Raw genomic sequence first — 14,833 nt, forward strand, 5'->3', positions numbered from 1 at the left:
CGCCATTGTAGGAAAGCTGGCCGGCTTTGCCGGGCAGCCGGGCATTGCCCTGTCGCCAGCGCCTATTCCGATGGCTGGCCTGCCGGGTAGCGAGCCTTGGCCATGCGGAACGTCAGATTCCAGCGCTCATTGCCAAGCAGCGGGTGCTGGCCCTCCCTGAGCGGAGCGACGCCATGAAAAACCAGGCGCGAGGGGCCGCCCCAGACCAGCACATCGCCATGGGTGAGCGCAAGGCGCCGGGTGGGACTCTGGCGCGTCAGCCCGCCCCAGAGAAAACGACAGGGCAAGCCCAGCGAGACCGAGACTATGGGCGCAGCAAAGTCATGCTCGTCCTGGTCACGGTGCAAGCCCATGCGCGCACCCGGCTGATAGCGGTTGATCAGGCAGGCATCGGGTGCAAAGCCCGGATAGCCGGCCAGCGCCGCCGCTCTGGCGGCCTGCTCGCCCAGAAAAGCCGGGATGGCAGGCCAGGGCTTGCCGGTCTGCGGATCGACGGCACTGTAACGATAGCCCTGCAGATCCGAAATCCAGCCCCAGCCGCCAGCGTTGGTGATCGCCACCGACATGAACTTGCCGCCGGGCACCTGCATGGTGCGAAATGCGGCCCGCGTCTGCAAAGCCGTCACCTCGGCCACCCAGCGCTGCTCCTCGGCTGTCGCAAACCCGCGCAGCAGCACGGCACCGTCATCAATGATTTCGGCGGGCAGGGAGTCGGCAGGAAACAGCGAAAGCGTCATTGCAACGCCATCATAGGCCTGGCCGGCGACTGGCCCTCCCAGCCGCCAGCCAGCGCCTGGTACAGCGCCACGGCGGCACGCAGGCCGCGCGCGCGGCTGTCGGCCGCCGCGTCCTGGGCCGCATAGAGGTCGCGCTGCGCGTCCAGCACCTCGTACAGGCCCACGCTGCCCAGGCGGTAGCGGCGCTGCGCGAGCTGCTCGGCCCGTGCACGCTGCTCGGCGGCCTGGGCCAGATGGGCGTCCTCGCTGCGGGTGCGCGTGAGAAGCACCAGGGCGTTCTCGGTGTCCTCCAGCGCCAGCAGCACGCTTTGCTGGTACTGAGCCAGCGCGACCTGAGCGCCCGCTTCGCTGGCAGCGATGCGAGCGCGTACGCGGCCCACGTCGAGGAAAGACCAGTCCACGCCCAGGAACACGCTGCGGCTGGCACTGCCGGCCCCGAACAGCGCGCCCGTGCTGAGAGCGGAGCTGCCCAGCAGACCGCCCAGCGACAGGCGCGGGAACAGCTCGGCCGTGGTCACACCCACCCGCGCCGTGGCCGCATGCAGACGCGCCTCGGCGGCGGCCACATCGGGGCGACGGCGCAACAGGTCGGCGGGCGTGCCGGGAGCGATGGTCTGCGGCAACTGCGGCAACGCGGCCGGCGCGTCCAGCGTCGCGATCAGTGCCTCGGGCACCTGGCCGGTGAGCACGGCCAGCCGATGCTGGGCCACAGCGATCCGGGCCTGCAGCGCCGGAATGCGCGAGCGCGTGGTCTCCAGCTGCGCCTGGGCGCGCGCCAGGTCGAAATCGGTGCCACTGCCATGCGCCAGCCGCAGCTGCACCAGGCGCAGCGTATCTTGCTGATTGGCGGCATTGGCCTCGGCCAGATGCAGACGCTGCTGCCAGCCGCGCAGGTCGGCGTAGCTGGCCGCGACCTGGGCAGCAATGGCGACCTGCAGCGCAGCCAGATCGGCGGCACTGGCCCGCAGATCGGCTCTGCCTGCCTCGATGTTGCGACGTACGCGACCAAACAGGTCCAGCTCCCAGCTCGCATTGATTCCGGCGCTGTAGCTGCGCTGGCTGCGCGGCCCGCCCATGGCTTGGCTTTCGCTGCGTCTTTGCTGCAGCGCCTGGCCCGACAGGGTAAGCGTCGGGAGCTGATCAAGACGGCTTTCGCGCAGCAGGGCCTGGGCTGCATCGAGCCGCGCCAGCGCAGCGCGCAGATCCTGGTTGGCCCGCAGGGCCTGCTCGACCAGTTGCGTGAGTTGCGCATCCTGGAACTGGCGCCAGAACGCGGCGTCGGAGCCGGTCTCGGGCGATGCCTGTTGCGGGACTGCCGACGGCTCGGCCCGCGCGAACTGCGCGCCGGCCTGGGGCAGCTCGGGCGTGCGGAAATCGGGGCCGACGGCGCAGCCTGCGAGCAAGGCCGAAAGGCCCGCCACGGCATATGCCAGAGCATGTTTGCGCAAGGGTTTGCGGATCTCAGACATGGCTGCCCTCCAGGGATGTGGGTGAAACAGGTGAAGCAGGATGGGCAGGCGTGCGGGTCGCCAGCGACCGGCCCGACAGGCGGCGCAGCGTGACGTAGAACACCGGCGTGAGGAAGAGGCCGAACAGCGTCACACCCAGCATTCCCGAGAACACCGTCACGCCCGTGGCCGCGCGCACCTCGCTGCCCGCGCCGCCGCCGATCAGCAATGGCACGGCGCCCGCGATGAAGGCGATGGAGGTCATGACGATGGGACGCAGCCGCAGACGGCAGGCCTGCAACGCGGCATCGACGATGGGCGAGCCGCGCATCTCCAGCTCGCGTGCGAACTCCACGATCAGGATCGCGTTCTTGCAGGCCAGGCCCATGAGCACCACCAGGCCCACCTGCACGAAGACGTTGTTGTCCCCCCCGGCCAGCCAGACGCCGAACAGCGCCGCGCAGATGCACACGGGCACGATCAGGATGACGGCCAGCGGTAGGGTCCAGCTCTCGTAGAGCGCGGCCAGCACCAGAAAGACCAGCATCACGGCGATCACGAAGACCACGGCTGCGGCATGGCTCTGCTCGACCTGCTGGTAGCTCAGGTCCGTCCAGGCCAGCTCGATGCCGCGCGGCAGCGTGCGCTGCGCAATCTCCTGCAGCTTGGTCAGCACCTCGGCCGAGGACAGCAGGCGCGGATCGGAGTCGCCGATCAGGTCGGCGGCCGGAAAGCCGTTGTAGCGCAGCACCGGATCGGGCCCGTAGCTGGGCACCACCGTGACCATGGAGCCTATGGGCACCATCTCGCCGCGCGTGTTGCGCGTGCGCAGCTGGGCGATGTCCTCCACGGCCTGGCGGTAGTCGGCATCGGCCTGCAGCATCACGCGCCAGACGCGGCCGAAGGCGTTGAAGTCGTTGACGTAGACCGAGCCCAGATAGGCCTGCAGGGTCTGGAACAGGTCGGTCAGCGCCACACCCTGGGCCTTGGCCTTGATGCGGTCCACCTTCACTTCCAGCTGCGGGATGTTGGACTGATAGCTGCTGACCGGGTAGGTCATGCCCGGTGTCTTGGCAATCTCGGCCTGAAAGGCCTCAAGCGCCTGCTGCAGCGCTGCATAGCCCAGGCCTGCGCGGTCCTGCAGGAACAGCGAATAACCCGATCCGTTGCCCAGGCCCTGGATGGGCGGCGGCATCAGCGCATAGGCGAAGCCGCCCTCGATCTGCGCGAACTTGGCACCCAGTTCGGCATTGATGGCCTCGGCGCTACGTGTGCGCTCGCCAAAGGGCTTGAGCATGATGTAGGAGCTGGTCAGATTGGGCGTGGTCGTGGACTGTAGCGCATTGAAGCCCGCGAAGGCCGCGACCATGTCCACGCCATCCACGCTCTTGGCCGTCTCCACCATCTGGCGCGTGAGCGCATCGGTGCGGTTCAGCGACGCGCCCTCGGGCAGCTTGGCGCCGGCAAACAGGTAGAGCTTGTCCTGCATGGGGATGAAGCCCCCGGGCACGGCATGGAACAGCACGGCAGTGCCGGCCAGCAGCGCCGCATAGACCGCGAACACCAGGCCGCGTCGACGCAGCGAGCGGCCCACCGAATTCTGGTAGCCATGAGCGCTGCGATCGAAGAAGCGGTTGAAGGGCCGGAAGAGCCAGCCCAGGCCCTTGTCGATGACACGCGCCAGCGCGTCGCGCGGTGCGCCATGCGGCTGCAGCAGCTTGGCCGCCAGTGCCGGCGACAGGGTCAGCGAGTTGATGGCCGAGATCACCGTGGAGATGGCGATTGTCACCGCGAACTGCTGGTAGAACTGGCCCGTGACGCCGCTGAGAAAGGCCATGGGCACGAAGACCGCGCACAGCACCAGGGCGATGGCGATGATGGGCCCGGAGACCTCCTTCATGGCCAAATGGGCAGCCTCCTGCGGGCTGTGCCCCTGCTCGATGTAGCGCTCCACGTTCTCGACCACGACGATGGCGTCGTCCACCACGATGCCGATCGCCAGCACCAGGCCGAACAGCGTCAGCGTGTTGATCGAGTAGCCCAGCAGGTACAGGCCCGCGAAAGTGCCGATGATGGACACAGGCACGGCCAGCAACGGAATGATGGAGGCGCGCCAGGTCTGCAGAAAGACGATGACCACCAGCACCACCAGGATCACGGCCTCGATCAGCGTGCTCTGCACGGCCTTGATCGAGTCGCGCACAAAGACCGTGGGGTCCCAGACGGACTCGAAGGCCACGCCTTCGGGCAGGTCCTTGGAGAGCCGGTCCATGGCCGCGTAGACCTGCTCGGCCACGCCCAGCGCATTCGCGCCCGGTGACAGGAAGATGCCCACGGCAGCCATGTTCTTGGTGTCGCTCCACGAGCGCAGCGTGTAGTCGCTGGCGCCCAGCTCGATGCGCGCCACGTCGGCCAGACGCACGACCTGGCCGCCTTCGCCGCTCTTGAGCACAATGCTGCCGAACTCCTCGGCCGTCTTCAGCCGCCCGCGCACATTGATGGACAGCAGCTTGTCGGACTTCTGCGCACTGGGCTCCGCGCCCAGCTGGCCGGCCGAGACCTGGATGTTCTGCTCGCGGATGGCGGCGATCACCTCGCCGGCCGTGAGCTGGCGTGCCGCCACCTTGTGCGGGTCCAGCCAGACGCGCATCGCATAGTCGCCCGCGCCGTAGATGCCCACGTCGCCCACGCCGGGAATACGTGCCAGCACATCCTTGATCTTGAGCGTGACATGGTTGCGCAGATACAGCGCATCATGCGCGCCGTCGCGGGACACCAGGCCCACGTACATCAGCGGCGTGGACGCCTGCTTCTGCGTGGTCACGCCGAACTGTCGCACCTCCTCGGGCAACCGGCTCTGGGCCTGGCTGACACGGTTCTGCACGCGAACAGCTGCCGTGTCGGGGTCGATTTCGGGGCGGAAGGTAGCGACCACCTGCAGGCTGCCGTCCGAAGCCGCGACCGACTTCATGTACATCAGGCCTTCGACCCCGTTGATGGCTTCCTCCAGGGGCACTGCCACCGACTCGGCGACCTCCTTGGGATTGGCTCCCGGATAGGTGGCGCGCACGACCACGCTGGGCGGCACGACTTCGGGATATTCGCCCACCGGCAACTGCGGAATGGCCACCAGGCCGACGGCGAACATGATGATGGAGAGCACGACCGCGAAGATGGGCCGGTCTATGAAGAACTTGGAGAAGTCCATGGCACTCCCCCTTACTGCGCAGCGGCGGGCACAGGCTGCACGGCCGCTGCCGCCACCGGCCTGGGATTGACGGGCATGCCGGGGTAGTAGATGCGCTGCACGCCGCCCACCACCAGCCGGTCACCCGCGGCCAGTCCTTTTTCCACTAGGCGCCGACCATCGACCATGCGACCCAGCGTGAGGTCGCGACGCTCGGCCACATTGCCTTCGCCCACCACATAGACGTACTTGCGGTCCTGGTCGGTGAGCACGGCCTTGTCGTCGATCAGCAGCGCCTGGGACTCGCCCCCCTGCGGATCCGGGCCGCTTTGCATCTGCACGCGTGCGAACAGGCCTGGCGTCAGCACCCGATCGGGGTTGGCCAGGCGCGCGCGCAAGCGCATGGTGCCCGTGCCCGGCTGGAGCTGGTTGTCGCTGAAATCCAGCGTGCCCGCATGGGCAAAGCCGCTGTCGCCGACAAGGGCCACGCGCACCGCGCGGCCCTGGCCGCTCAGGCCGGCCTTCTGGTAGCGCAGAAAGCTGTGCTCGTCGGCATCGAAATAGGCATACACCGGGTCCTGCGAGACCAGGGTGGTCAGCACGCTCTGGTCGGCCTGGGCCATATTGCCCACGGTGAGCATGGCTCGGCTGGCACGGCCCGTGATGGGCGCGCGCACCTCGGTGAAATCTAGCTGCAGCCGCGCTGTGGCCAGATCGGCCTCGGCCGCGCGCACCTGGGCCGTGGCCTGGGCCAGTGTTGCGGCCCTTGTATCGGCCTCTTCGCGCGAGACCGCATTCTCGGCCACCAGCTGACGCGCGCGTTGGTCCTGCGTCTGCGCCAGCCCGGCAGCGGCACGCGCGCGTTCGAGCTGGGCCTGAGCGCTGGCCAGGGCCGCGCGATAGGGCCGCTGGTCGATCACGAACAGCAGCTGGCCTTTCTTCACCTCCTGGCCCTCGGCGAAGGCGATGCGCTCGATATAGCCCGACACGCGCGAGCGCAGCTGCACCGACTCCACGGCCTCGATGCGGCCGTTGAACTCGTCCCAGGGACGTATGGCCTGCAAGGCGACCTCGGCCACCTGCACCTCGGGCGCGGGCGGCGGGCCGTTGCTGGCATGTGCATCGCCCGCGCCGGGACGGCCGCAGCCGGAAAGCAGGACCAGCGCCGCGAAGCCGCCGGCCAGCAGCAAGGGCCGCAGTGGCGGCGTGGAATGGACTGACATATGGACTCTCCCAGAATGAATGCGCCCGCCCTGCTGGCGGCAGCAGGCCTGACGAAACGGCCGCCTCTGCCTACAAGACGCAGGAGCAGCCAGGCTTGTGACAAGCATTGGCAGGTGGCTGAGAGAGATTCAATAAAGATAGCTGCTGCCGCAATTCACCAAATGACTTCAGGCACAAAACCATCTGAAGTCGTTTTTCATCAAGCGAATACAGCTACGGATATCAGAAGAACTCCGGCCAGCGCTTGGGCCGTTGATTGCGGCTCCACCGGCTATCGATCACAATGGCGGCATTCTTCAAGTTCAAGTGAACTTTAAGTCAAGCTCCGGAGAAAGACATCATGAAAACTGAGGATGATCCGCTGATGAGCATCAGCGACTTCGCGCAGCGCAGCGGCGTCAACGCATCGGCGCTGCGCTTTTACGAGTCGCTGGGTCTGATCGAATCGGTGCGCAGCGCCGGCGGCAGGCGGCGCTACCACCGCTCGGGCCTGCGGCGCATTGCCTACATCGTGTTTGCGCAGCGCGTGGGCTTCACGCTGGAGGAGATCGCCGCGCAGCTGGCGCGGCTGCCGACGCGGCATGTGCCCACGGGCGGCGACTGGCAGAAGATGTCGCGCATCTGGCAGCAGCGGCTGGACGAGCGCATCACCGAGCTGCAGCGCCTGCGCGACAGCCTCAACCAGTGCATAGGCTGCGGCTGTCTGTCGCTCAAGGTCTGCAGCATGTACAACCCCGGCGACCAATGCCAGCGCGGCGGCCCTGGGCCCCGCCGCTGGCTAGGCGACGAGCTGCAGGCCGAGGACCACTAGCCTCGGCCAGGGCTCAGCGACCGCTGGCCTGGGCGAAGGCCAGCACGGCCTGCAGCAGACGCTGCATGGTGGGCTGGATACGCGCCGCAACCTCGGGCAGGTAGTCAAAAGGCATCTGCTCCTGCATATAGCTGGACTGCGTCATCTCCAGCTGCACGGCGTGGAAGCCCTGCTCCGGCTGACCATAGTTGCGCGTGATGAAGCCGCCCTTGAAGCGGCCGTTGAGCACGCTGGTGTGGTCCGGTGCCTGCCGTGCAATATCCAGCAGCTGCTGGGCCAGCGCCGGCGCGCAGCTCTTGCCGTCGGCCGTGCCCAGGTTCAGATCGGGCAGCTTGCCCTCGAAAAAGCGCGGCAGCACCGAGCGGATGCTGTGCGCATCCCACAGCATGGCCACGCCATGCTGGCTCTTGATGCGATCGAGCTCGGCGCGCAGCTGCGCATGATAGGGCTGCCAGTAGAGTTCGCGGCGGCGCGCGACTTCTGCCTCGTCGGGCTCCAGGTCCTTGCTGGCATACAGGGGCTTGCTGTCGAAGCCGTCAACCGGGCACAGCCCGGTCACGCTCTGGCCCGGATAAAGGCTGGCACCATCGGGCGGACGGTTCAGATCGATGACATAGCGCGAATGCGTGGCGACCAGAATGGATGCGCCCAGCGCCTTGGCGAAGTCGTAGAGCTGCGGCATATGCCAGTCGGTGTCGTGGACTTCGCGCCCTTCGGGCGTGAGCCTGGCCGCAATGTCGGCCGGTACATGGGTGCCGGTATGCGGCATGGAAATCAGCAGCGGTGCCGTACCCTGGTGGAAGACAAAGGGGGCGATGGCTTGGCTCATGGAGCGTCTCTCTTCTGTCAAAAATCTGAATGCAGCGGCCCTCAGGCGCCTTGCAGCAATGCCTTGCGGGCCAGGACAAAGCCCTGTTGCGCAACCTCGTGCAGCGCATGGCGGCCTGCCTGCACGCGCTGCTGGCCGCGAACCCAGACATCGGCTATGGCCGAAGTGCGATGGCTTGCAAACACATGGGCCGCATGGCCGCTGTCGGCTGGCAGGCCGTTGAGGGCCACATGCCGGGCATCGAGCACCACGAAGTCGGCCTGCTGGCCCACGGCCAGACCGGCAATGGCGCGGCCGGATGCCTGGGCACCGCCGGCCACCGCCTGCAAGGTCATGGAGGTCGCCACCTGGGGCTGGGCACCGCCGCCGAGCACATTGCGCTGGCGCAGGTTCAGGCGCTGGCTGTATTCGAGCATCAGCAGCTCTTCGGCCGCGTTGACCGTGGCGTGGCTGTCCGAGCCAATGCCCCAGCGGCCGCCATGCCTGAGCCACGCCGGCATGTCGAAAATCCCATCACCGAGGTTGGCTTCGGTGGTGGGGCAGATGCCGGCCACGGCAGCGCTGCGAGCCGCGCCCGCATATTCCTCGGGCGTCATATGCGTGGCATGAACCAGGCACCAGCGCGCATCGACGGGCGCATGCTCGAGCAGCCATTGCACGGGGCGCTGACCGCTCCAGGCCAGGCAGTCATCCACCTCCTGGGTCTGCTCGGCGATATGGATGTGCACCGGCGCCTTGGGCAGCATGGCGTGCAGGCCTGCGAGCGCGGCCTTGAGGCTGTCCGGCGGCACGGCGCGCAGCGAATGCGGAGCCAGGCCCAGGGCTGCCTGCTGCGCCCTGGTCACGGGCTCCAGCTGCTGCAGCAGGGAGAGCATGTTGTCCGTGCTGCGAATGAAGCGAGCCTGATCCTCGCGAGGCGGAAGCCCCCCGAAGCCGCTGGTCTGATAGAGCACGGGCAGCAAGGTCATGCCTATGCCCGTCTTCTGCGCCGCACGCAGCAGCGCCAGGGACAGGCTGGCATCGTTGGCATAGGGCTTGCCGCCCACATCATGGTGCACATAGTGAAACTCGCACACCGAGGTGTAACCTGCCTCCAGCATCTCCAGGTACAGCCAGGTCGCAATCGCTTCCAGCGCCTCGGGCGTCATGCGGTTGGCAAAGCCGTACATCAGCTTGCGCCAGCTCCAGAAACTGTCCTGCGCCTGGCCACGGAACTCGGTCAGCCCGCCGAACGCACGCTGGAAGGCATGCGAGTGCAGATTGGGCATGCCGGGGATCAGCGGGCCAGCGGCGCGGATGGCGGTATCGACCTCGCCGGCCTCTCCGCTTTGCGGATCCACATCGGTGAGCACCTCGGCCAGACGCCCGCTCTCATCCCAGCTGAGCAGGACATTGCGCGCCCATCCCGTGGGCAGTAAGGCGTCTTCGGCAAAAAGTGTGCCGCTGGAGGAGGAAGAGTGCATGATCATTTCGAAATGCCTGAAGGAGATGAAACCAAACGCTGGCCACGGGCCGCAAGCGCCAGCGCAGCCACAGCCAGCAAGGCCAGCGCGGCGCTGACCTGGATGGCCTGGGTGTAGCCGCCAGTCTGGTCGAACACCCAGCCGGACGCGCTGGCGCCGACGACTGCTGCCAGCCCCACGCTGATGTAAAGAATGCCCAAAATGGCACCCAGCCGCAAGGTGCCGAACCACTGGGCGGCAAGGACGGGAAACAGGGCGATGCAGCCGCCATGCGCCGCGCCGAACAGCAGGGCAAACACGGCAAGCGCGGCCCAGCCATGTGCCTGCCACCACAGCAGGTGCAGCAGGGCCAGAAAAATGCTCAGACCCATGAGCAGACGCAGAGCTCCCAGCCTGTCGCCGAGACCGCCGAGCAGCGGCCGGCCCAGCACATTGCCAGCGCCTATCAGGGCGATCAGCCACTGGCTTGAAACGGCATCGATATCCAGGCCCTGGGCCATGGGAGCGATATGCACCAGGGCCGCAAACAAGCTCACCGAAGCCAGGAAGATGGCCAGGAAAAACCAGCCGAAGCTGCTGCTGCGCACGGCCTGGGACAGCTCCATGCCCTGCGCTTGAGCTTGAGCTTGCGCCTGGGCAGGGTGGGGATCGCCGTCGCAGCTCAGGCCCAGCTGCGAGGGCTGGCCGACCATGGACAGCGCGGCCGGCAGTCCCAGCAGCAAGATGGCCAGCGCAAACCACTGCATGGTGATCTGCCAGCTCTGCAATTCCAGCAGCCAGCCCGCAAACAGCGGCGCGGCGAAGGTGCCGACGCCGGTGCCGGCCGAGGCCAGGCCGGAGGCACGGCTGCGTAGCCGTATGAACCAGCGCTGCACGGCCACCAGGGCCGGTACGTAGATCAGGCCCACGCCAGCGCCCACGAACAGGCCGAAAACCACGAACAGCTGCGCCAGCGAGCGGGTCTGGCTGGCCAGCGCAAAGCCTGTGGCCAGCAGCAAGACCCCCGCACCGGTCACGCGGCGCAGGCCTATGCGGTCGGCCAGGGGGCCGGCAACAGCGCCCACGCAGTAATACAGCAAAGCCGTCACGGCAAACAGCGAGCCCACGGAGAAACGGCCCGCATCGAACTGCGTCTGGATGCTCTTGAAAAAAGCGCCAAAGGAATAAGCTGCACCGAAGGCCAGGGCGAGCAGGCCATGGGCCGCCGCCACAATCGTCCAGCCCCGGAACAGCTTCATGGCTCAGGCCTCGAGCGCGGCCAGCAAGGCCTGCACAAAACGCACGTTGTCGCCTTCGGTGCCTATGGACACGCGCAGGAAATGCTCGAAGCCGGGCTCCTTCCAGGGTTTGACGATCACGCCCTGCCTGAGCAGCGCCTCGGTCACCGGGCCATTGTGACGGCCGAGGTCGAGGAACAGGAAGTTGGCCACCGAAGGCGCAATGCGCAGGCCTTGCAGCGGCCGGCCCGGCCCTGCCAGCGCCAGCAGCTGTCTGCGCAGATCTTCGCGCAGCGCCACCGTGGTCGCCACACCGCTGCGCATGTGCGCGGGATCGTTCCAGGCGGCCAGCGCCGCACGCTGGGCCGCCATGTTCACATTGAAGGGCGAGCGCACCTTGTCCATCAGGCTCACCAGCTCGGCGCTGTCGGCCATGCCGTAGCCCACGCGCAGACCGGCCAGGCCCCAGGCCTTGGAGAAGGTGCGCAGCACGATCCAGGGCCCGACACGCGCCTCCAGCATGGCCAGCACATCGGGGTAGTCGTCGTCATGCAGCGCGTATTCGTAATAGGCCTCATCCACCACCAGCACGGTGTTGACGGGCGTGGCCTCCAGCACCTGCGCAAACTGCGCCGCATCCATCATGCAGCCCACGGGGTTGGACGGGTTGGGCAGGAAGGCTATCTTGGGGGCCTTGGCCACTGCAGCGCACCAGGCGCCCAGATCGAAGCCCAGCTCCTCGTTGAGGTCGAGGAGCTCGACCTCCGCGCCCATCATCTTCGGATAGATTTCGTGCAGGCCGAACACGGGGCGCTGGGTCACAACCAGATCGCCGGGAGCGAGAAAGACCTCGCAGAGAATCTTGATCAGGTCTTCCGAGCCGTCGCCGAACACCAGGCGCCCGGCGGGCAGCCCCGTGCGCTCGGCAATGGCTTCGCGCAAGGCCGTGCAGTTGGCATCGGGATAGTTGCCCACATCATTGGCCACATCGGCAATCGCCCGGCGCACCGAGGCGCTGGCACCGAAGGGATTTTCATTGCTGGCCAGTCGCGCAATATCGGTCACGCCATAGCGCGCCCGCACCGCTTCGTTGGACAGGCCGGCGTTGTACGCAGGCAGCGGGCGCACCTGGGCACGGGCCAGCGAGGCCACCAGGGAATTCGTCATAGATCAAACACCTTTCCGGGATTCATCAGGCCCAGTGGATCGAGGGCCAGCTTGATGGCCCGCATCGCCGCCAGCTCCGCAGGCGTGCGGCTGTTGCCCAGATACGGTTTCTTGTGCAGGCCGATGCCGTGCTCCGCGGAGACGCTGCCCTGCATCTCGCCCACGATGCGGTAGAGAAGCTCCTCCACCTGCTCGCATTCGCCGTTGACGGTCTTGCCATCCACCGAGACATGGAGGTTGCCGTCGCCCACATGGCCGAAGTACAGCGCCTGGTGACCAGGCCAGCGAGCGGCAAAGGCCTGCATGCAGGCTTCGGCAAAACGGCCGATGTCGGCCTGAGGCAGGCTCACGTCGAAGTTGATCGCGGGATGCATATTGTTGTTGAGCTCGGCCGGTGCCTCGCGCAGCTTCCACAGCTGCTGCACCTGGGCGACCGACTGGGCCACGATGGCATCGAGCACCTCGCCAGCCTCCATGGCTTCCTCAAGCACCTGCTGCAGATCGCCCTGCAGCTGCGCCTCGTCCTTGCCGTCCACATTGATCAGGGCCAGCAAGGGGTACCGCTGCTCAAAAGGCGCAGCGAGCTTGAGCCAGGCCATGGAGGCCTGCACAAAGCTGTCCCACATCAGCTCATAGGCCGCGACGCTGTTGCCGAAGCGCGATTGCATGCGCTTGAGCACGGCCAGGGCCGAGTCGAAATCGGGCATGGCCACCAGCGTCGTGGCCGTGGCCTGGGGCGCGGGGCGCAGGCGCAGCAGCACGCGTGTGATGATGCCCAGCGTGCCTTCGGCACCGATGAAGAACTGCTTGAGGTCGTAGCCCGTGTTGTTCTTGATCATGGGACGCAGCATGGGCAGCACCGTGCCGTCGGCCAGCACCACTTCCAGGCCCAGCACCTGCTCGCGCATCATGCCGTGCTGCAGCACGCCGTTGCCGCCCGCATTGGTGGAGACATTGCCGCCGATCTGGCAACTGCCGCGAGCACCGAGATCCACGCCGAACACCATGCCGACATCGACGGCAGCTTCCTGCACGGCTTGCAGGGTGACGCCGGCCTGCACCTGCATCAGTCCAGTCTTGGCATCGATGTCCTCGATACGGTTCATGCGATCCAGCGACAGCGCGACAGCGCCCTCCGTAGGAACCGCTGCACCGGCCAGCCCGGTCAGACCGCCCTGCGGCACTACCGCAATCCGGTGGACGCTGCACAGACGCATGACCGCGCTGACTTCCTCCGTGCTGCGCGGGCGCACCAGCGCCAACGGCTGCTGGGGCGGCGTGCCGCTCCAGTCGGTGCGGCTACGCTCGGGCGTGTCCGTGCCGTGCAGCGCCACATCGGCGCCCAGGGTGGAAATCAGTTCATTGAGAAATTGTTCGTGAGACATCAGCAACCTTTCGCGCTCCCCGCTTTCAGGCTTTGGCTTGCTGCGCAATCAGGCCCTGGCGCACCACCGTACAGTCAGGCTTGCTGCCGAACCAGTAGGCCAGCTCGGCAGCCTGCTTTACGGGCCAGAGCACGAAGTTGGCGGGACGGCCCACGGCAATCAGGCCTTGCTCGTCCTGCAGACCCAGAGCCTGCGCGGCATGCCGGGTGATGCCTGCCAGAGCCTCGGGAACCGTCAGACGGAACAGCGTGCAAGCCATATTGGCCATGAGCAGCAAGCTCAAGCACGGGGAGGTACCCGGATTGTGATCGGTAGAAACGGCCATCGGGACCTTGGCGGCCCTTAATTCCTCAATCGGCGGCACTTTGGTGTCGCGCAGCGTGTAGAAGGCTCCGGGCAGCAGCACGGCCACGGTACCGGCCTTCTTCATCTCGTCAATGCCGTGTTCGGACAGGTGCTCGATGTGGTCGCAGGACAGCGCACCATAGCGGGCCGCGAGGGCTGCACCCTCCATATTCGACAGCTGCTCGGCATGCAGCTTGACGGGCAGACCCAATGCCTTGGCCGCCTGAAAGACCTGCTCGGTCTCTGCCAGCGAGAAGGCAATGCGCTCGCAGAACACATCGACGGCATCGATCAGGCCTTCGGCGGCCAGTGCCGGCAGCATGACCTGACAGACCAGATCCGTGTATTCCTGGCTGCGGCCTGCATATTCGGGCGGCAGCGCATGGGCCCCTAAAAAGGTGGTGCGCACAGTCACCGCACACAGCTCGCCCAGGCGCCTTGCGGCACGCAGTTGCTTGCGCTCGTGTTCCAGGGCCAGGCCGTAGCCCGACTTGACCTCTATGGCCGTCACGCCTTCGGCCAGCAACTGCTCGAGACGCGGCAGCGCCAGCGCCACCAGCTCGTCCTCCGACGCTTCGCGCGTGGCCCTGACGCTGGAGACGATGCCTCCGCCGGCACGGGCCACTTCTTCGTAGCTGGCCCCGGCCAGGCGCATGGCAAACTCGTTGGCACGCTCGCCGCCATAGACCAGGTGGGTGTGGCAGTCGATCAGGCCCGGCGTGGCCAGGCGCCCTGCGCCATCATGCCGGGGCAGCGCCTGGTATTCGGCGGGCATGGCATCCTGCGGGCCCACCCAGACCATGCGGCCTTGCTGCACCACGATGCAGGCCAGCGTGCCTTCGGGAATATCCGCCACTTCGGAGACATACAGCTCCGGCGCCAGACGCAGGTTGTACCAGCAGCCGTCGGCAGAGACTGCGGGATGGGAAATAACTTGCGTCATGGCGATGCTCCTAGTGTTCGATTACGGCAATTCAAACCATGAAACTACTAATTTCATAGCTTCATGCGCTTGCCACT

At 66.8% G+C, this 14,833-nt stretch carries 11 protein-coding genes; 1 reads left to right on the forward strand and 10 read right to left on the reverse strand.

Annotated features, from left to right (window positions below; translation table 11 throughout):
* Window positions 1-62: 62 nt before the first annotated feature.
* Genes alkB through AAIL66_RS07210 form a run of 4 tightly spaced genes read right to left on the reverse strand, consistent with a single transcriptional unit; the run spans window position 63 to window position 6,595 of the window.
* Entirely contained in the window at window positions 63-737 is a 675-nt protein-coding gene (gene alkB, locus AAIL66_RS07195; RefSeq protein WP_343496361.1) for a DNA oxidative demethylase AlkB, read from the reverse strand.
* The gene (locus AAIL66_RS07200; RefSeq protein WP_343496362.1) at window positions 734-2,206 is read right to left on the reverse strand and encodes an efflux transporter outer membrane subunit; all 1,473 of its coding nucleotides are present in this window, start codon (window positions 2,204-2,206) and stop codon (window positions 734-736) included. The genes alkB and AAIL66_RS07200 overlap by 4 nt, the downstream gene beginning before the upstream one ends.
* Window positions 2,199-5,393, reverse strand: coding sequence for a multidrug efflux RND transporter permease subunit (locus AAIL66_RS07205; protein WP_059440110.1), 3,195 nt, complete (start codon window positions 5,391-5,393; stop codon window positions 2,199-2,201). Before AAIL66_RS07205 ends, AAIL66_RS07200 begins: the two co-directional genes overlap by 8 nt.
* An 11-nt stretch (window positions 5,394-5,404) precedes the next feature.
* Complete coding sequence (locus tag AAIL66_RS07210; protein WP_034382769.1) at window positions 5,405-6,595, reverse strand: efflux RND transporter periplasmic adaptor subunit; 1,191 nt, start codon at window positions 6,593-6,595, stop codon at window positions 5,405-5,407.
* 341 nt (window positions 6,596-6,936) lie between these two features.
* On the opposite strand from AAIL66_RS07210, the gene soxR reads away from it, so the two are divergent.
* A complete protein-coding gene (gene soxR, locus AAIL66_RS07215; RefSeq protein ID WP_034351383.1) occupies window positions 6,937-7,407 on the forward strand; it encodes a redox-sensitive transcriptional activator SoxR in 471 nt (156 codons plus the stop codon).
* Window positions 7,408-7,420: 13 nt separating this feature from the next.
* On the opposite strand, the gene hutG is transcribed toward soxR, so the two are convergent.
* Genes hutG through hutI form a run of 6 tightly spaced genes read right to left on the reverse strand, consistent with a single transcriptional unit; the run spans window position 7,421 to window position 14,756 of the window.
* Window positions 7,421-8,236 carry an N-formylglutamate deformylase gene (hutG, locus tag AAIL66_RS07220; protein ID WP_012836664.1) on the reverse strand — a complete coding sequence of 272 codons (816 nt, stop codon included), beginning with the start codon at window positions 8,234-8,236 and terminating at the stop codon, window positions 7,421-7,423.
* 41 nt (window positions 8,237-8,277) lie between these two features.
* Window positions 8,278-9,705, reverse strand: coding sequence for a formimidoylglutamate deiminase (locus AAIL66_RS07225; protein ID WP_034351378.1), 1,428 nt, complete (start codon window positions 9,703-9,705; stop codon window positions 8,278-8,280).
* Window positions 9,702-10,937, reverse strand: a complete 1,236-nt coding sequence (locus tag AAIL66_RS07230) for an MFS transporter (protein ID WP_343496363.1) — start codon at window positions 10,935-10,937, stop codon at window positions 9,702-9,704. The genes AAIL66_RS07225 and AAIL66_RS07230 overlap by 4 nt, the downstream gene beginning before the upstream one ends.
* Before the next feature lie 3 nt (window positions 10,938-10,940).
* Complete coding sequence (locus tag AAIL66_RS07235; RefSeq protein ID WP_045839260.1) at window positions 10,941-12,083, reverse strand: histidinol-phosphate transaminase; 1,143 nt, start codon at window positions 12,081-12,083, stop codon at window positions 10,941-10,943.
* The gene (locus tag AAIL66_RS07240; RefSeq protein ID WP_343496364.1) at window positions 12,080-13,468 is read right to left on the reverse strand and encodes an FAD-binding oxidoreductase; all 1,389 of its coding nucleotides are present in this window, start codon (window positions 13,466-13,468) and stop codon (window positions 12,080-12,082) included. The genes AAIL66_RS07235 and AAIL66_RS07240 overlap by 4 nt, the downstream gene beginning before the upstream one ends.
* Before the next feature lie 25 nt (window positions 13,469-13,493).
* Complete coding sequence (gene hutI / locus AAIL66_RS07245; protein ID WP_343496365.1) at window positions 13,494-14,756, reverse strand: imidazolonepropionase; 1,263 nt, start codon at window positions 14,754-14,756, stop codon at window positions 13,494-13,496.
* Window positions 14,757-14,833: the final 77 nt, after the last annotated feature.

It is taken from the genome of Comamonas sp. F1-6, assembly GCF_039581415.1.
GTDB classification, from domain to species: domain Bacteria; phylum Pseudomonadota; class Gammaproteobacteria; order Burkholderiales; family Burkholderiaceae_C; genus Comamonas; species Comamonas thiooxydans.

Excerpts from the sequence above, each read along its gene's own strand:
- AAIL66_RS07200 (WP_343496362.1), bottom strand. The coding sequence starts at position 2,206 with ATGTCTGAGATCCGCAAACCCTTGCGCAAACATGCTCTGGCATATGCC.
- alkB (WP_343496361.1), bottom strand. The coding sequence starts at position 737 with ATGACGCTTTCGCTGTTTCCTGCCGACTCCCTGCCCGCCGAAATCATT.
- hutI (WP_343496365.1), bottom strand. The coding sequence starts at position 14,756 with ATGACGCAAGTTATTTCCCATCCCGCAGTCTCTGCCGACGGCTGCTGG.
- soxR (WP_034351383.1), top strand. The coding sequence starts at position 6,937 with ATGAAAACTGAGGATGATCCGCTGATGAGCATCAGCGACTTCGCGCAG.
- AAIL66_RS07230 (WP_343496363.1), bottom strand. The coding sequence starts at position 10,937 with ATGAAGCTGTTCCGGGGCTGGACGATTGTGGCGGCGGCCCATGGCCTG.
- hutG (WP_012836664.1), bottom strand. The coding sequence starts at position 8,236 with ATGAGCCAAGCCATCGCCCCCTTTGTCTTCCACCAGGGTACGGCACCG.
- AAIL66_RS07235 (WP_045839260.1), bottom strand. The coding sequence starts at position 12,083 with ATGACGAATTCCCTGGTGGCCTCGCTGGCCCGTGCCCAGGTGCGCCCG.
- AAIL66_RS07240 (WP_343496364.1), bottom strand. The coding sequence starts at position 13,468 with ATGTCTCACGAACAATTTCTCAATGAACTGATTTCCACCCTGGGCGCC.
- AAIL66_RS07205 (WP_059440110.1), bottom strand. The coding sequence starts at position 5,393 with ATGGACTTCTCCAAGTTCTTCATAGACCGGCCCATCTTCGCGGTCGTG.
- AAIL66_RS07225 (WP_034351378.1), bottom strand. The coding sequence starts at position 9,705 with ATGATCATGCACTCTTCCTCCTCCAGCGGCACACTTTTTGCCGAAGAC.
- AAIL66_RS07210 (WP_034382769.1), bottom strand. The coding sequence starts at position 6,595 with ATGTCAGTCCATTCCACGCCGCCACTGCGGCCCTTGCTGCTGGCCGGC.